The organism is Mycobacterium sp. IDUB_9, from assembly GCF_055419505.1.
The window spans coordinates 207,712-224,830 of sequence record NZ_JBVAXU010000007.1; the positions used below are offsets into that span (position 1 = coordinate 207,712).

The window sequence follows — 17,119 nt, forward strand, 5'->3', positions numbered from 1 at the left end:
GCGCGATGTCGGCCAAGGCAACCCAGCCGCAGCCACAATCGAAGACCGACGGCTCCCCCACCGGTGTGCCCGGTTCGCAGACGCTGGCGCGCGGGCTGAGCGCGCTCGCGGCCATCGCCGCAGCCCCGACCGGGCTCACCGTGCAACAGGTCGCCGACCACGTCGGAGCCCATCGCACGATCGTCTACCGGCTATTGGCCACCCTGAGCCAATTCCGTTATGTGACAAAGGGTGAAGATGGCCGCTACCGGCCCGGCGCCGGGCTGGCGGCCCTGGGCTCGTCGTTCGACAACAACATGCGCCAGCTCAGCGTCCCGACCTTGCGCGCACTTGCCGACGAACTCGGCAGCACGGTGTCCCTACTGGTGGCCGAGGGCGATCAGCAGGTGGCCGTGGCGGTGATCGTCCCGACGCAGGTGTTCTACCAACTGTCCTTCCATGAGGGCAGCCGCCACCCGCTCGACCGGGGTGCGGCCGGGGTGGCGTTGTTGGCGAGCATGCCGCCGCGGCCCGGCGAACGTGAACTGGTGCGCCAGACCCGCGAACAGGGCTGGGTGATCACCCACGGCGAGATCGAACCGGACACCTATGGCCTTGCTGTCCCCGTACGTCGACGCCTGCCGTCACCGCCCACCTGCATCAACCTCATCTCGCACCGCGAAGACGTCGTGCTGGGTGGCAAGGACGCGGTGGTGCGAGCAGCAAACGAATTATCGACAATCCTGTACTGAGAAGGGAATGACAGTGACCCGTAACGAAATTCGCTGGGACGACGAAGTCGACGTCGTAGTGCTGGGCAGCGGTGGCGCCGGGCTCACCGCGGCGTTGACCGCATCGGTCGGCGGCGCGTCGGTCGCAATCTACGAGAAAGCACCCACGGTCGGCGGTACAACGGCGGTTTCCGGCGGCATCGTGTGGATCCCCGCCCATGACCGCAGCGCCGACGGGCCGTTGCCGGTCTCCGATGCGGTGGACTACCTACAGGCCCAATCACTTGGCTACATGGACGCCGATCTGGTGGACACCTTCGTGCGCACCGGCCCGGCGATGCTCGATTTCGTCGAGGAACACAGTGAGCTGCGCTTCGCGGTCGCCGAAGGCTTCCCCGATTACAAGCCCGAACTGCCGGGCGGGCGCCCGGGCGGCGGCCGCTCCCTGAGCGCAGGTCCGGTGGATCAGGGCAAGCTCGGTGTCTGGCGGGACCGGATCACCTCCTTCCCTGCGGATTTCAGCAATGTCGGCATCGACGCGGAAACCCGGGCCCGCATTCACGCCGTGTCCGACGACCCGGACGCCGACCTGTGTGTGGCCGGCACCGCCTTGATCGCCGGTCTACTGCGCGGCCTGCTCGACCGTGGCATCCAACCGGTCACCGAAGCCCGCGCCGTCGAACTGATCGGTGACCACACCGGCATCACGGGGGTACGCATCAACGTCAGCAGCACCGACGGTGCCGACGTTCGTATCCGCGCCCGCAGCGGCATCGTGCTGGCCACCGGCGGCTTCGAATGGGACACCAAACTGGTCGAGGCCTACCTGCGCGGCCCCATGCGCGGCGCGGTATCCCCGCCGAACAACACCGGCGACGGGCTGCGGATGGCCATGGCACACGGCGCCGACCTGGCCAACATGGGTGAAGCGTGGTGGGTTCCGATCGTGCAGCTCCCCGGAGACACCATCGACGGCCACCCGCGCAGCCGCAGCGTCCGGCTGGAACGCACCCGGCCACGCAGCATCATCGTCAGCCGGGCCGGCAAGCGCTTCCTCAACGAGGCAGGCGAGTACAACTCGATGGCTGGGGCCTTCCAGTACCTCGACCCCAAACTCGGCTACGCCAACGATCCGGCCTGGATCGTGTTCGACTCCGGGCACCTGCAGCGCTACGGCTTCCTCGGCGTCGAGCCAGGCGACGCGGCGCCGGACTGGTTTTGCGAATCGGCCACTCTTGCCGAACTCGGCGCCAAGACCGGAATCGATCCCGAAGGTCTGGCCGCGACCCTGGCCCGGTGGAATGCCAACGTCGCCAACGAGATCGACCCCGACTTCGGCCGCGGATCCAGCGCCTACGACGGGTACTGGGGCGACAATTCGGCCGCCACTCCGGCGGGCCAGACGCTCGGGCCGCTCGATACCGCACCGTACTACGCGGTACCGGTCAAGATCGGTGCCATGGGCACCAAAGGTGGACCACGCACCGACCGAGACGGCCGTGTCCTGCACGTCAACGGCGCGCCGATCCCGGGCCTGTTCGCCGCGGGCAACGCGATGGGCGGCGTGACCGGGAAGGCGTACGGCGGTGCGGGCGGCACCCTTGGGCCGGCCATGGTATTCGGGTACCGCGCGGGACAGGCCGCCGCCGAGAACTCAAGAACAGCTATGGATGCAGCCTCGGCCGACCTACTCGCCTGAGCTCGCGCAGGCCTGCGTTTGCCACGGCAGGCTAAAGTTATAACACCGTTGCACTTTTGTTCGGGTTGTGGTTAGCATCACATCGCCCATTGCCCGCCGGTCTCAGGTCGCGGTCGCGACCGCGTCCAGCCAATCGAGAAAGGCACTCCGTGACTGAACTTCGGTTCGACGGCCGCACCGCGATCGTCACCGGCGCAGGCGGTAATCCCAGCATCGGCCGCTCCCACGCATTGCTGCTGGCCCAGCGCGGCGCGAACGTCGTCGTCAACGACATCGGCAGGAGCGCCGCACCGGGCTATGAGGGAACCGCGTCGGCCGACGCGGTGGTCGAAGAGATCCGCCGCGCGGGCGGAAGCGCTGTCGCAGACCATAATTCGATCGCGACAGAGGAGGGCGCGGCCGCGCTGATCCACACGGCGATCGACGCGTTCGGCCGGGTGGATGTCCTCGTCAACAACGCCGGCATCTCGATCGCCGCGGCGTTCGACGAAATGACTTCGCACGATATCCGCCAGCACATCGACATCAACCTGATGGGTACCATCTGGACGTGCCGCGCGGCGTGGCCGCACATGAAAGCCAACGGCTATGGACGTATCGTCAATACCGGCTCGGGGGCGTTCGCCGGCGCGCCGCTCCTGGTGGCGTACAGCACGAGCAAAGGCGGAATATTCTCGTTCACCCGCGCGCTCGCCGGCGAGGGCGCGGCATATGGCATAAAGGTCAACAATCTCAATCCCGGTGCGTTCACCCGCATGGTGGCCGCCCAACAGGATGAGAGCTCCCCGATGTACCAGATGGCGAAGACCGCGCTGCCGCCGGAATTGGTGGCCCCGGTCGCTGCGTTTCTGTCGCATGAGAGTTGCCCGGTGAATGGCGACACCGTCAACGGTGCCGGCGGGCTCGTGAATCGGGTGTACCTGGCCGAAACCGCCGGCTTCACCCAGAGACCGTTGACGATCGAAACCGTCGCCGAGCGCTGGGCTGAAGTAATCGAGGGGACGCCCGAGCGCGCTGTACCGATCGCCGCACACGATCCCCGGGATTGGAACGTCAAGCAGTATGTCGCAGCCGAGCGTGGTTGAGGCGAAACATGTTGCACTCCTGGCTGTTCCAGTATTTCGACTACGGCTCGTCGACGCGCTTTTAACACTTTGAGCTACAAGTACAACGGTGTTGCATTTTAGTTCAGATGTGGTTAGCATCACAATGTCGCAGCCGAAAGGTCATCAGCCCGCCTTGGTCGGCAAGCGCTTGACGGACCAGGAAATCCGGTGCCCTGCAAAGAAATCGACGGAGAGGCCGACATGCTCGACGAACGCCTGACATTTGAGAATCCGCTGACAGCCGAAGCCGGCATGATCGTTGACCGGACCAGCCAACCCCGAGAGGCCGCGAAGCTACCTCAAGACCTCGTCCTGGTTTCGGCCGACAACCACATCGAACTCACCGAGGACATCTTCTACGAGCACTTTCCGGCGGACCGCCGCGAAGCCGCGCCCCGTGTGTGGTTCGACCGCTATTGGCGCGTCGGCTTCCCGGATTCCATGCAGGCATATCCGGAAAGTGCCGACGTCGACACCGCACTGGCCCGCTCCGTCCTCAACGATGGATTCGAATTCGGTGTTCGCAACCGCCATCTCGACGCCGAGGGCATCGACAAGGAAATCGTCTATCCGCAAAGCCTGCTGGCCTTCATCCGCTACCCGGACCAAGAGATGCAAGAGCTCATGTACCGGACCTACAACGAGTACATAGCCGAGCTGGACAAGAAGAATCCCGGCCGCTTCTACGGCGTCGGCATCTGCAGCAATTGGTGGGACCCCGATCATGCGGAGAAAGCAATTCAGCAGATCGTGGACCTCGGACTCAAGAGCTTCATGCTTCCCTTCAGCCCGGGCAAGAATGCGCACGGCGAGGCCATCGACTACGACAGCCCTGACATGGACCGCTTCTGGGCGTGCGTGGCCGAGGCGAACCTGCCGGTCAACTTCCACATCGGAGAAGTGCCGTCCTCTGGCGGCCGGGGCGGGTTCGGAACGTTCTTCCTGATGCAGGCCGCACCCTTCCGTCGCGCCTTCGGCGCCCTCATCTTCGGTGGCATCTTCGACCGCCATCCGAACCTGCAGGTCGTTTTCGCCGAGGGGGGCATCAACTGGATCGCCGGCGCGCTCCAGGACGCCGAGCTCACCTACGGTGCCCATCGCGAACTCTTCGACTGGCCGATGAAACACCGCCCGAGCCACTACTGGCAGAACAACATGTTCGCGACGTTCCAGACCGACACGATCGGCCTCAAGCTGCTGGACTATCTGGGCGCCGACCGCGTCATGTGGGCCCAGGACTATCCGCACAGTGAAGGCACATTCGGATACTCCGCGAGCGCGATCAACGAGGTCATCGCGGCAACCTCACCTGAGAACGCACGAAAGATCCTCAGCGAGAACGCGATCAACCTGTACAAGCTCAGTTGAGCATCGGCAGGTGGGCGGCGGATACGCCGCGATGACAACAGAGTGGTGAGCGTCACCGTCGGAATATGTCTAGTGCGCTAGACAGTTGTACGCTACGGAATAGTTGTTACACGTAGCGCCGACGCCCAGAAGGTCACCCATGCATCACGTTGAAACCCGCCATAGCACCCCGGCCCACGGCGCCAAGCCCGATCTGGGACGATTTGGCGCCTGGACGGGAGACCCGGTCTCCCCACCTGTCGCTCGAGAAATTGAGAAACTGGGTTATGGCGCCGTATGGGTCAACAGCACAGCTCCCAGTGACTTGTCATGGGTTGAACCCATCTTCGAGCAGACCACCACGCTGAAAGCCGCTACCGGCATCATCAACATCTGGGCCTCGCCTGCCGGACCCGTCGCCGAGGCATTTCACCGTGTCGACCAAAAGTATCCGGGCCGGTTCCTGCTCGGAATCGGTGCGGGCCACCGCGAACACATTTCGCAGTGGGAGAAGCCGTACGACGCGCTCAACAAGTATCTCGGCGAACTCGACCGCTACGGCGTACCGGCAGACCGCCGCATCCTCGCCGCGCTCGGCGACCGAGTGCTGCAGCTATCCGCGGCACGCGGCGCGGGGGCGCACCCGTACCTCACCACGCCGGAACACACCGCCCGGGCGCGCGAAGTGATGGGGCCGGCAGCCTTTCTCGCTCCGGAGCAGAAGGTGGTGCTGTCGTCAGATGCCGGATCGGCCCGAGCTATCGGGCGCGAAGCCGTCGGCCTCTATCTCGGGCTCAACAACTACCTCAACAGCTGGAAACGAATGGGGTTCTCCGACAAGGACATCACCAAGCCAGGTAGTGACGACCTGATCGATGCCGTCATCGCGTACGGCACCGCGCCCCAAATCGCCCGGCGCCTGCACCAACACCTCACTGCCGGGGCTGACCACGTCGCCATCCAAGTCATCGAAGCCGACAAACTGCTGCCCGTGCTCACGGCTCTGGCACCCGCACTGGGCTCTGGACCGCTGTGAATTCGTCCGCCAGAAAATCAGCAGCGGCGCCGCCCGAACGCCTGAAACTGGGCCAGCAGTTGTCATTTGCCCTGTACGGCGCTGCGAACCGGATGGTCCGCCAGCACAAACCGTTTCTGGAGCCATTGGGTCTGACGTTCCCCCAGTATCTCGTCATATTGGCGCTGCTCGACGGCGCGCCGCTTTCGGTCGGCGCACTGGGTGCTCGGCTGGATATGGATACGGGCACGATCACACCACTCGTGAAGAGACTCGAGACCACCGGAATGGTTACGCGGACTCGAGACCGCGCCGACGAGCGGCGAGTGCTGGTCGACCTGACGCCGCGCGGCCGTGCGCTCGAACCCGACATCCGCGGAATCACCGACCAGATCAAGTCAGCATGCCAGCTCACCGAGAGCGGTTTGGACGACCTTCGGCGCACGCTCGAAGGCCTCGCCCATCCCGCCGAGTAGTGAGTGGCGCATCGAGACATCCCAGACATCTAGAAAGGCAAAATCGCAATGAAAATAGGAATTGTAGGTACTGGGCACATCGGCAAGACGCTCACTCAGAAGTTGGCCGCCGCCGGACACGACGTGAAGGTCGCCAACTCGCGTGGTCCGGAAACGATCGAGCCCGACGTACTGAAGTCGGGCGCCCGTCCGGTCGTCGCGGCCCAGGCAGTCAACGACGTCGACGTCGTGATCCTCTCCATCCCGTTCAACACACTTCCCGAGTTCGCTCCCGTACTTGCGGGGGTGCCCGCAGAGACGGTCATCATCGACACGTCCAACTACTATCCCTCTCGGGATTCGCAGATCGAGGCAGTGGAAGCGGGCCAGGTCGAGAGTCTGTGGGTTGCCGAACAGCTCGGGCGGCCGATTGTGAAGGCGTGGAACGCAATCGGATCCCATTCACTCGCAGAAAAGGGCGCCCCGGCCAAAACCGCGGGCCGCATTGCCATCCCGGTCGCCGCCGAGGACGACGAACAACGTGCGGTGGGCATCGCACTGGTCGACGACACCGGATTCGATGGATTCGATGCAGGCACATTGGCGGAGTCATGGCGCCAGCAGCCCGGGACTCCGTGCTATTGCACCGACCTCGCCCTTGACGAAATGCCTGCTGCGTCAGCATCCGCCGACTCCACCAGATCGCCGCGACGCCGGGAACTGGCAGCCGCCGCCATCGCAGAACGGTTCGGTGACGTCACCAATCCGAAGAACCCGGACCCGGAGTGGGCGGTGCGACTGAATCGCGCCCTCTTCTTGTGAAAACGCAGGCCGACTGCGGTCACCAGCCGGCGGCTTGACCGCCGTCGACAAAATGGTCCCCGCCGGTGATGAAAGAGGCTGCGTCAGAGGCGAGAAACGCCACCATGTTCGAGACCTCGCGTGGCTCGGCGCAGCGATCCATCGCCGCGCCGCTGCCCGCTAGTCTGCGCACATCCTCCATGCCGGAGTTGAGCATCATCGGCGTAGCGACCGGTCCCGGCATCACGCAGTTGACCCGGATTCCCTTCTTCGCGTACTCGACAGCGGCCGCCCGGGTGAGACCGCGCACCGCGAATTTGGCTGCGGTGTAGCCGGCGTTCGGAACATGCCGGACGTGTGCGAATCCCGCCACGGAGGCGATGTTGACAATCGAACCGCCGCCGGCGTCGGTCATGCCCGGAATCACCGCCCGCATGCCGTAGAACACCCCGTGCTGATCGACCGCAATCGTTCTCAGATAGTCGTCGACGGTCAGTTCCGCGGTGTGGGCGAATGGACCGGGGACTCCAGCGTTGTTCACGAGGACTGTCACGGGCCCCCACTTTTTGGTGACACGGTCGACCACATCAGTCCACTGTTCCGGCTCGGTCACGTCCAGATCGAAAAACTCTCCCCCGGAGCCAAGCTCTTTCGCAACAGCCCGCCCCTCGTCCCCCAATACATCGGCAATTGCGACTTTCGCGCCGAGTTCGGCGAGCGTCCGGGCGTGCTCGGCGCCCATGCCCTGGGCGCCTCCGGTGACGATCGCCACCTTGCCTGCCAATGTCAGCACGAGCTCCTCCTCTAGTCGGTGTGGTCAAGATGTAGATCTGGTCGAACGGCCGTCACACCAAGCGGTTCCGGACCGCGGTCAGACCATCGCGATAGGTGGTGGAGACCGACTCCGCGATAAGACTCCCGTGCGCCGGCTCGACGGCGTCGAACCGCCCACTCCACTCCATCCGTGCACCACCGCCGTCGATACCCAGCACTTGGATACGTGATCGATAGTCGACCATTCCGAACTGGCTGCCCACTACCGCGTAGACGTAATAGCGCTCGCGGTCGCAGTGCTCGACAATCTGCTCAGCGACCTCTCCCCCGCCCATCAGCGTGCAATGACGCACGCCGTGCATCATCGATGAGGCCTCAATGTCCGGGTGCCAATCGCAGATCGCCGCCGGATCACCTACCAGCGACCAGACCACCTCCGGTGCTGATGCGATGTCGATGCTCTCCTCAACGTTGAACAACTGGACCTCCCACTAATTCGCGCTACCTCAGTCGGTTTCAGGCAAGGAAGCCGGATCGTACGACCGCCGGACGCGGACGAACGCCACACCGAAACGATTCTTTTGGCTCGACCACTCGATCGAAGCGGCCGGCCGCCGCAAGTGCGTACTTCTTGAATACTTGCGCGGCAGTGGTGGGTTCATAGTCCACCGGAAGCAGGCTTGTCCTGAACTCGGCCGGACACGCATCTCCCCACACGGTCAACTCGGTCGCACCGCTCTCCATCACGCATCGAATGAGTTCGCGGGTCCGATGATCGCTCAAATAGTGTTGACCAACAATAGAAATAGTATCTGCTGGCAACGCGGGAGCATTCGTCGACAACACGGAGTCCAGTTCCGCCGCACCAACACCGAGGATGCGTAACGGGCGCACATCGGAATCTTCGTCGACAAGCGCGGTGACTTCCCATCCCGCCATTACCCGATCGAAGAGCCAGCCACCGATAACGGTCACGAGCTCGCCGATGTCGGACGCGACAACCATCAGTCGATAGCACTCCCGATCTTCCTCTGCTCCTACACCTTCCGCACGGCAGGGTCTTTGGCGTCGCACGCGTCAGCTGGCGATCTGGACAGCGCGGCCGCGACATTGGCGAACCGCTTCACGAATGACAGGGTCTCGCGCTCGGTGAGCCGAGCGACCATTCCAGCACATCATGCTCAGGAAACCCCGGCCGAACCATATCCGGGATCGCCGTCCGCCGGCCAGAAGTACTCCCGCCAGGCCACGATCTTGCCGTCTCGGACCTGATAGGAACCCATCACCGGCCAGCTCAGCGGAGTGCCTTCCATAACCCAGTGATCGAAGCGCTCCATCAACACAACATCGCCATCGACGGCCAGGTGGCGGATCTCGAGATCTACGACCTTGCCGCGGCCGAAGAACACTTTCATCAAGTCGTAGATCGCCTCGTGCCCAGCCAGTTTCGGCCAGTCAGGCCCGATGTCGAAGGTGGCGTCGTCGGCGAAATGGCTCATCACTTCGTCGACATCGTTGGTCGCCCACGCGGCAATCTCCGTGCGTACGACATCCTCAGGGCTCATCGGCAACTCCGCCTTTCCTTGCTATTTCTTCCGGACCCGCATGGCAGCGGATTCGGCACTACCGCAGAACGACAGGCATGGATTCCCAGCCACGCACGGCCGAGGTTGACGTCAACGTCGCTTGCGCGAGATCGACGTCCCACTCGGGGAAACGTTTCAGAATCTCCTCCAGGGCGACCCGTCCCTCCAGGCGGGCCAGCGCAGAGCCGAGGCAATAGTGGACACCGCGGCCGAACCCCAGGTGCTGAGGGGAACGGCGATGGATGTCGAAAACATCGCCGTCGGGCGGGAAGTGGCGACGATCGCGGTTGGCCGCAGCGAGCATCAACAGCATCACACTGCCGGCCGGCACCGTCTGTCCGTAGTAGCTGACATTCCGCGTGACATATCTGGCCATGTTCGGACCCGACGGCTCGAAGCGCACCAGCTCTTCAATCGCCTTGGGTATCAGTGAATGGTCTTCGACGAGCTGGCGCCGCTGGTCCGGATATTCGGCCAGCACCTTGCCCGCCCATCCGATCAGCCGGTTGGTCGTTTCGTTTCCTGCGCCGACGACCAAGCTCGCGTAAGCACGGAGTTCGTCGCGTCGCAGTCGCCGGGTGGTACCGGTCTCGTCGACGAACTCGACGTTGGCCAACTCGGAGATGATGTCGTCCGATGGATGCTCGACGCGCCACTCGACGTACTCGGCGAAGAGTTCGCCCGCGTCGATCGCCTCGGGGGCGACCTCCATCGGTTTACCGGCCTCGGTTCGCAGGTTGTCGTCCCATCGTTTGCGGACGGCCTCGAGATGCTCGTCGGGCATTCCCAACAGCATTCCGATCACCCGCATGGGCATCCGAGCGCCCAGATCAGCCACGAAGTCCAACCGCTCGCCGCCGACGAAAGGATCCAGACATTCAGCACAGAATTCCCGGATCTTGGGTTCGAGGGCGCTGATCTTGCGCGGGGTGAACATCCTGGCCAGGAGCTTGCGATGGATGTCGTGGATCGGCGGATCCTCGAAAATGATGAAGCCCGGCGGGATGTCGATATTGGCCTTCACCGTTTCCAGCACGTCACCCCGCGCCGAGCTGAACGTCTCGACGTCGACAGATGCACTGTCGACGTCTGCGAATCGGCTCAACGCATAGAAGTCGTACTCGCTGTTGTAGTACAGCGGCGCTTCTTCCCGGAGACGCGCATACGTCTCGTACGGACTGACATTCAGCTCGACGTCGTAGGGGTCATAACAGACATCGCTCACAGCTCCAACTGTCACGGATTCCGCCTCTCAGAACGATTCGTGCCGGTCTAGGAAATTTGTTGCCGGAGGTCTTCTGCTCGAGTCAGGTGCCGCACTCAGGCCCGCCAGAAACGTGGCAGTCAGGAATGATCCAGTCACTCATCGGGTCGTCCGGATTGACGCGTACGGAGCCGACCGGCAGTTCGACTGCGCTGCCCGGCTCCAGCTTGAAGGTGTCGGAGATGAACGCCGGCATGGATTTTGACAACCGTTCCAGGACGCCGCCCTTCCTGGCGCACACGGTTCCGAACTCGTCTGGACGAGGCATTGCCTGTGACGTCGGCCAGATCGAGTTGCACAGATCTTGCGCGCTCCGAATGTGATAGGGCCCTTCGTCACCGAACGCGTTTGGCGACAATCCAATTCCAGTACATATCATGCCGAGCCAGGCACCTGCGGCCACGATTCCGCGGGCTCGGCGGGGGTGACTGTTCGCGACCAGGGCGACACGATGTTGCACGATTCTTGCCACGCTTCCTCGTCAGTTGTTCGTCGGACGGCCTTCGCCGGGTTATCGCAGCGCAAGCTCTCGTTGCAGGACATTGGATTCCGAAGTTCCTTCGGCGCCAACGGCACCCATTCGGTCGATCACGAACACACCGTCGCGGATGACCGCTCTGAGCGCTTCTGCCGGACGGGACAACAACGAAAGATCGGCAAGCGGATCGCCATCGACGACGATGAGATCCGCCAAGGCGCCAGGCTCTATCACACCCAGCCGCTCTGGTCCTTCGGCCAAGAACTGGCCGGCGTTGCAGGTGCCCCAGCTCAGCACCTCGGCTGCCGAGAGCCCGTCGATCGCTCCGTAGTAGGCGAACTCGCGACCATAGTTGCCGACCTGGTGGTCGAGCGGATCGTCGTCGAGCAGATCGCGGAAGATGCCGCTGTAATCGTCGCCGATCAGGATCCGGACCCCGGCTGCCTGCGCGACCGGCAGCATTGCCCGGGTGTGCTCGTATTGCTCGGGCGTCACCCCGAATTCAGCGGCGTAGCCGAGTTCGAGCAGGCTCCACGGGTAGATGAGGCTCGGCACCCAGAACGTTCCCGCCTCCACCATGGCGGCGATCACTTCCTCATCGATCTCGTCGCCGTGGTCGATCAGATCCAGTCCGAGCTCGATGCACTCCAGCATCATCGCCTTGTCGGAGACGTGGGCACGTACCTTCGCGCCCCGCTCATGAGCCGTGCTGATGATCGTGGCGATTTCGTCGCGCGACATGTTGCGTGTCGTGCTGTGCAGCTGGCCGTGGCCGGCGCTGGCGAAGATCTTGATCGTCTCGACACCCCGATTGATCTCTTCGCGGACCAGCGAACGCATGGCGTCGGGCCCGTCAGCGCAGACGTCGGTGCCCGGTGTCTCGTACCGCTTCCACCAGCGCCCACTGTTGTTCATGTCGCCGGTGGTGCCGAGATGGTGCCCGCAGGCACGAATCCGCGGTCCGGGGATGATGTCCTCGGCGATGGCCATCTTGAGCTGCGCATCGATGTCGTGCGCGCACGAGGCACCGGAGTAGCCGGTGAACCCGCTCTCCAGCAGCACGCGGCAGGTACGCACTCCGATCGCCATCATGACGCCGGGTGGCAACTCCTTTCCGGGCCGCTCGGTCGCGGCGATGGCGATGCTGAATTTGTAGAAGTCAGGATGCAGATGTGACGTGATCAGGCCCGGCATCAATGTCATTCCGGCGACATCGACTGCCCCATCGGGAACCGGCCCGGAGTGCGAATGGATGGCGGAGATCCGATTCCCTTCGACGGTCACCGTCTGACTGCCGGGCAGCATCCTGCGGCCATCGAACACTCGGGCATTGGCGAGTACCGGCATTTGTCATCCCTCCGTAGATGTTTCGGCCATGTCAGAACGTGACGACCGGATCGCTGCCATCCCATTTCTCAGCAGCAGCCCGCATGGCGGCGAACCCCGCATCCCGTGCCGCGCTCGGCTCGAGCAGCTCGACCATGAAGCCGAGCGTGGAAGTGGTGTCGACCCAGCACGTGCGGATGCCGTCGAGCTTGCCCTCGAATGCCAGCTGCGCGCCCGCATCGATGTAGGCGTCGCGCTCGACTTCGTAGTCGTTGCAGTACAACGCCATATGGTGCAATCCGAAGTCGCCGTCTCCGAAGAGATCCCGGAAGACGCCGGGCTCGTCGTTGGCCTGGCAGACCAGTTCGATCTGCACCTCACCGGCGTAGGCGATCGCCGCCTGAACCTTCGGGAAGGCGGCGGGAATCCCCCGGTGTCTCCCATCGGTGAAATCGACCCCGTCGAACCAGAAGAACGGTCCCACACCGGCGTTGCGAACCCAGGAATCGATCGCACTCCGAAGATCGGGCACTGTCCAGCACATCTGCATGAAGTTCCGGTTCGGGAAGGGTGTTGCCGCCATGTCTCTGCTCTCCTTGCATCCCTGCCTCAGCCGATCAGCGGAAACCGCTCGTCATCGAGCGGTTGCCATTGCGTCATTCGGCTGGAATCGAAGTTGGGCGTGGCGGATCCGTTCCAGCACACGTCGGCGGGCTGAGTGACCAGTAGGTAAGCCCAACGCGGTCGATCCATCGCGTTCGCGCCCGCACCGTGGATCGTGAGGTGCGTATGGACCGAGATGTCACCGAGCTCGTACGTCAGCTGCTGGCTCATCTCCAGATCGCGAAGCTCGGGAAATGCATCCAGAGCGTCACCGACACCGTAGGTGGTGTAATCACCCATCACCCCGGCGCGGTGCGATCGGTTCACGAACGACATCGTCCCGGCGTCAGGTCCGTACGCCTCCAACGGAAACCAGAAGGTCATGCCCCCGGACCTGTCGACGGAGAAGGTGATGAAGTCCTGATGGAACGCGGTGGGTCCGTTCCCGCCGTGCCGTGCAGTCTTGGTGCTGGGCAGTTTTGGTGCAAAGAAGTCCGCGTAGTACCGCGTACCCACGGCCGCACCGTCGGGACCTCTCCGCCGTTGCAGCACGCTTGCACTCTTGCCCACTTCATCGATCAACGGCCGCATCACCGGGTCCGTCAGGCCGGCGCTCTGCCCCACGTTGAAGTACGCCAGACCGCCTTGCTCCTCACCGTCGGCTTCGGCCGGCGCCTCGGCCTGCCGCGGGTTGCTGTCCGCATCGTCGCCCATCTCGTCGCGAGCGATCGCAAGCATCTTGCGGACCACGTCAGGGTCCACGAAGCCTTTCAGCTGCACCCAGCCGAATTCGTGCAAATGGTCGACTTCGTCATCCGTCACCGACCGGCACGGGGACGTCACAGCCGTTGGCTCTCCCACGATCTCAATGTCTCCTCGTCGCTGTCGACAGATTGGCTAGATGAAGCGGCCGGGGCCGGTGCGGAACGCGTAGAGCCCCATGACGGCATCCTCGGGAACCGTGTAGGGCGTTGCCACCTCGTCGACCGTGGGGCCGATCTTGGCTGCCACCTCGGCCAATTTCGTGCGATCGAGACCGTAAACGTCGATTGCGTTGCCACCGATGTACTTGCGCACATTCTCGGGCTCAATGTCGTTGAATGTGAAGCGAATAGCTTCCCGGGTATCGGGCCAGGTGCCCTCCGCGTGCGGATAGTCGTCGCCCCACATGACCTTGCCGGTGAGGCCCTTCTCGACTCCGAGCTTCGCCTCCCAATTGGACATGAAGCTGGCACCGATGAAGCAGTTGCGTTTGAAGTACTCCGACGGCGGCATCGACAGCGCCGCACGAACCCATTCACCGGTTCGCGAGTGGTAGAGCCCGTCCATGTCGTCCATGACTTCCGGGGCCCAATCCATCCATTGTTCGGTGAGCACCATCTTCAGTTTGGGATGGCGCTCGAACACTCCGCCGAGGATCATCACCCATACGCCGCGACGGGTCCGGAACAGCGTTTCCATCATGTACATCGCCTGGGCGCCCTCGCCCTCGTACGGATAGTGCTCACCCCCACCCCCGTGCGTGTTGAGCGTCATTCCGGTCTCTTCGCAAATCGACCAAAGCGGCTCCCACACCTGGTCGTTCAACATCGGAATGTCATTGCGGGGAGCGGGCAGGTTGATACCTCGCAACCCCGCCTCGGCCGCCCACTTGACCTCGCGCACGCAGGCAGCCGGGTCGGAGATCGGAATATGGGCGATGCCGGCGCTGCGCTCGGGCGCCGTCGACACGAAATCGGCCAGCCACCGGTTGTAGATGCGCACCCCGAGATCCTCGAGACGGTCATATTTCGAGTCACCCCAGCTGATGAGGCCCGTCGTCGAGAACGGAATCGACTCACCGTTGAGCCCGCCGTGATAGATCACCGATGCCGCAACGCCTTGTTCGTCCATGTCGGCAAGCCGGGCCGCCGGGTCCTGAAGGCCGGGAACGAAACTGTGTTCGTAGCTGCGGTTCAGAAAACCCAGGTCCATCTGGTCCGGATTGCGAATGCCCGCGGTCTTGGCGAAATCCTCGGCCTGAGACTGATCCAGTGACCAGTTCTCGTCGTAGCCCTTGTCGCCGGCTTTGGACGAGCGCAACGAGAACATCCCGTGCTTTTCCATCTCTGCGACGAACTCGTCGAATTCTTCGAGGTATTTCGGTTCGCAGTACTGCCGCAGCTGGTTCTTGAGCGACGGTCCGACGTGGCTGTCCGTCGAGACCACGATGTAGGGGGCCTCCGCCACACCATCGGTACCGGAGTCGGGCTGTTGCTGCACCATGCTTGTCCCTCGCAAGTTCGAGATCGTCTGATGTGGGCGCTGTGATGCTAACCACACTCGGCTTCAAAGTGCAACGGTGTTATACATTTGAATCGCCGTGGCAAATATCGCTCACTGTGGCATAACTGAGTACAGTGACACCCATGGCCTCACGCGCCCTGCAGCGAACCCGCGCGCACGTACTCGATGCTGCCCGCGACTTCGTCGAACAACACGGTGTCGAACAGCTGTCCATGCGTCGCCTCGCCGACGAAGCCGGCGTCAGCGTCCGCACTCTCTACAACCACTTCGGCGACAAAGAAGGCCTACTGGCCGCCCTCATCCAGCGCTCACTCGACTCGATGGACGTTGCCGTACACCAACTCTCGGCGACCGACCCGATCGAACGGATTTGGGAGGCCATCACTTTGTCGATCGACAAAGTGGTCGCCGACATTCCGAAAGCTGTCGTCCGTGCCGTGCTCATGGACGACCGGCTGCTCGACCAGGTAAATCTGCGCTGGAGCGGCTGGGATCTCATCGTCACCGAACTCAAAGCCGCGACCCGCCGGGGCGCACTCCGCGACGACATCGACCCCGACGTCCTCGCCGACCATGCCGCGATGGTCCTGTTCCACCTTCAACGCCGATGGACCGCCGGCGACATCACCGCCGAGCAGCTACGCGCCGGCGCTCTGCACGCTTTCGACATCTGCCTACTGGCCATCGCCCGTCCACGCGCGCGCACCGACATCCTCGCCCACGCCAACTCGATGCTCTCAACCGAGCAAGCCGCTGCAGAAGCCTGATCGGCCAGACGAAGCGGCCGATTCTGGCCCTACCCGGCTGAATCAGCGATCAGATTCGCCGCAGCGCTGTACGGATCGCTGGTGCCGTCGGCCACGGCGGCGGCCAAACGATCCAACTCGGCGTGGTTGCGCAGCAATGTCTGCGCCAGCGACAGAATCTGAGTGCGGGCCCGTGCCGTACGGCGCGCGGGGGTGTCAGCCCGATGGTGGGCATCGATGGCCTCCACCAGAGCTGCCAAACCCTCCCCTTGTGCCGCAACGAGTTTGAGCACCGGCACGGTGGCCTCGGCCCTCAGATCGCGAGCGGTCTGGTCGGCACCCTCGCGGTCGGCCTTGTTCACCACCACCAGATCGGCGACCTCCAGCAGACCAGCCTTGGCGGCCTGCACGGCATCTCCCGCACCGGGATTGAGGATCACCACGGTCGGGTCGGCGATCGCGGCGATCTCGATCTCCGATTGCCCCACACCCACGGTCTCCAGCACGATCAGGTCGTAGGACAGAGCGGCAAGCAGCCGGATCGCCGCAGGCACGGCGGCAGCCAGTCCGCCGAGGTGCCCCCGGGTGGCCACCGAGCGAATCAATACGTCTGGGTCGTTGATGTGGGCGGCCATTCGGATCCGGTCCCCGAGGAGTGCTCCGCCGCTGTACGGAGACGACGGATCGACGGCGAGCACCGCCACCCTCAGGCCACGCTCGCGGTAGGCACCCACGAGTGCGCCCACTGTCGTCGACTTTCCGGCCCCGGGCGGTCCGGTGATGCCGATGACGCGCGGAGATGCCGGGCCGAGTACCGCGAGAACCTCGTCGCGACGGTTGCTTTCGACCAAGCTCAGCAACCGCCCGACGGCGCGCTGGGAACCGCCGCGCGCGGCGGCGATGAGTTCTTCGATATCTGCCAT

General features: G+C 63.7%; 19 protein-coding genes. 8 read left to right on the forward strand and 11 right to left on the reverse strand.

Annotated features, from left to right (window positions below; all coding sequences use genetic code 11):
* Positions 1-5: 5 nt before the first annotated feature.
* The 7 genes from ACZY08_RS25630 to ACZY08_RS25660 all read left to right on the forward strand — a co-directional run bounded on the left by ACZY08_RS25630 (position 6) and on the right by ACZY08_RS25660 (position 7,154).
* Complete coding sequence (locus ACZY08_RS25630) at positions 6-731, forward strand: IclR family transcriptional regulator (protein WP_463747416.1); 726 nt, start codon at positions 6-8, stop codon at positions 729-731.
* A gap of 7 nt (positions 732-738) precedes the next feature.
* Positions 739-2,409: an FAD-dependent oxidoreductase gene (locus ACZY08_RS25635; RefSeq protein ID WP_463747417.1), complete on the forward strand. Its 1,671-nt coding sequence runs from the start codon at positions 739-741 to the stop codon at positions 2,407-2,409.
* Between the two features lie 149 nt (positions 2,410-2,558).
* Positions 2,559-3,494: an SDR family NAD(P)-dependent oxidoreductase gene (locus ACZY08_RS25640; protein ID WP_463747510.1), complete on the forward strand. Its 936-nt coding sequence runs from the start codon at positions 2,559-2,561 to the stop codon at positions 3,492-3,494.
* Between the two features lie 189 nt (positions 3,495-3,683).
* Positions 3,684-4,883, forward strand: a complete 1,200-nt coding sequence (locus tag ACZY08_RS25645) for an amidohydrolase family protein (protein ID WP_463747418.1) — start codon at positions 3,684-3,686, stop codon at positions 4,881-4,883.
* A gap of 139 nt (positions 4,884-5,022) precedes the next feature.
* A complete protein-coding gene (locus ACZY08_RS25650) occupies positions 5,023-5,898 on the forward strand; it encodes an LLM class F420-dependent oxidoreductase (RefSeq protein WP_463747419.1) in 876 nt (291 codons plus the stop codon).
* A complete protein-coding gene (locus ACZY08_RS25655) occupies positions 5,895-6,353 on the forward strand; it encodes a MarR family winged helix-turn-helix transcriptional regulator (protein ID WP_463747420.1) in 459 nt (152 codons plus the stop codon). The genes ACZY08_RS25650 and ACZY08_RS25655 overlap by 4 nt, the downstream gene beginning before the upstream one ends.
* Positions 6,354-6,401: 48 nt before the next feature.
* Positions 6,402-7,154 (forward strand): NADPH-dependent F420 reductase, encoded by a 753-nt coding sequence (locus ACZY08_RS25660; protein ID WP_463747421.1) that lies wholly within the window; start codon positions 6,402-6,404, stop codon positions 7,152-7,154.
* 19 nt (positions 7,155-7,173) lie between these two features.
* Here ACZY08_RS25660 and ACZY08_RS25665 read toward each other — a convergent pair whose 3' ends face one another.
* The 10 genes from ACZY08_RS25665 to ACZY08_RS25710 all read right to left on the reverse strand — a co-directional run bounded on the left by ACZY08_RS25665 (position 7,174) and on the right by ACZY08_RS25710 (position 15,429).
* Positions 7,174-7,926 (reverse strand): SDR family oxidoreductase, encoded by a 753-nt coding sequence (locus tag ACZY08_RS25665; protein WP_463747422.1) that lies wholly within the window; start codon positions 7,924-7,926, stop codon positions 7,174-7,176.
* A 52-nt stretch (positions 7,927-7,978) separates the two neighbouring features.
* Complete coding sequence (locus ACZY08_RS25670) at positions 7,979-8,386, reverse strand: SRPBCC family protein (protein WP_463747423.1); 408 nt, start codon at positions 8,384-8,386, stop codon at positions 7,979-7,981.
* Positions 8,387-8,423: 37 nt separating this feature from the next.
* Entirely contained in the window at positions 8,424-8,912 is a 489-nt protein-coding gene (locus ACZY08_RS25675) for a hypothetical protein (protein WP_463747424.1), read from the reverse strand.
* A gap of 176 nt (positions 8,913-9,088) precedes the next feature.
* On the reverse strand, positions 9,089-9,472 hold the full coding sequence (locus ACZY08_RS25680; RefSeq protein ID WP_463747425.1) for a nuclear transport factor 2 family protein: 384 nt from the start codon (positions 9,470-9,472) through the stop codon (positions 9,089-9,091).
* Between the two features lie 58 nt (positions 9,473-9,530).
* A complete protein-coding gene (locus ACZY08_RS25685) occupies positions 9,531-10,733 on the reverse strand; it encodes a cytochrome P450 (protein WP_463747426.1) in 1,203 nt (400 codons plus the stop codon).
* A 67-nt stretch (positions 10,734-10,800) separates the two neighbouring features.
* Positions 10,801-10,953, reverse strand: a complete 153-nt coding sequence (locus tag ACZY08_RS25690) for a hypothetical protein (RefSeq protein WP_463747427.1) — start codon at positions 10,951-10,953, stop codon at positions 10,801-10,803.
* A 315-nt stretch (positions 10,954-11,268) separates the two neighbouring features.
* Entirely contained in the window at positions 11,269-12,582 is a 1,314-nt protein-coding gene (locus ACZY08_RS25695; protein ID WP_463747428.1) for an amidohydrolase family protein, read from the reverse strand.
* Positions 12,583-12,613: 31 nt separating this feature from the next.
* The gene (locus tag ACZY08_RS25700) at positions 12,614-13,144 is read right to left on the reverse strand and encodes a VOC family protein (protein WP_463747429.1); all 531 of its coding nucleotides are present in this window, start codon (positions 13,142-13,144) and stop codon (positions 12,614-12,616) included.
* A 26-nt stretch (positions 13,145-13,170) separates the two neighbouring features.
* Positions 13,171-13,986, reverse strand: a complete 816-nt coding sequence (locus ACZY08_RS25705; RefSeq protein WP_463747430.1) for a phytanoyl-CoA dioxygenase family protein — start codon at positions 13,984-13,986, stop codon at positions 13,171-13,173.
* A 75-nt stretch (positions 13,987-14,061) separates the two neighbouring features.
* Positions 14,062-15,429 carry an amidohydrolase family protein gene (locus ACZY08_RS25710; protein ID WP_463747431.1) on the reverse strand — a complete coding sequence of 456 codons (1,368 nt, stop codon included), beginning with the start codon at positions 15,427-15,429 and terminating at the stop codon, positions 14,062-14,064.
* Positions 15,430-15,572: 143 nt separating this feature from the next.
* Here ACZY08_RS25710 and ACZY08_RS25715 point away from each other — a divergent pair, with 143 nt between their 5' ends.
* On the forward strand, positions 15,573-16,217 hold the full coding sequence (locus ACZY08_RS25715) for a TetR/AcrR family transcriptional regulator (RefSeq protein WP_463747432.1): 645 nt from the start codon (positions 15,573-15,575) through the stop codon (positions 16,215-16,217).
* 29 nt (positions 16,218-16,246) lie between these two features.
* Here ACZY08_RS25715 and meaB read toward each other — a convergent pair whose 3' ends face one another.
* Positions 16,247-17,119: a methylmalonyl Co-A mutase-associated GTPase MeaB gene (gene meaB, locus ACZY08_RS25720; RefSeq protein WP_463747433.1), complete on the reverse strand. Its 873-nt coding sequence runs from the start codon at positions 17,117-17,119 to the stop codon at positions 16,247-16,249.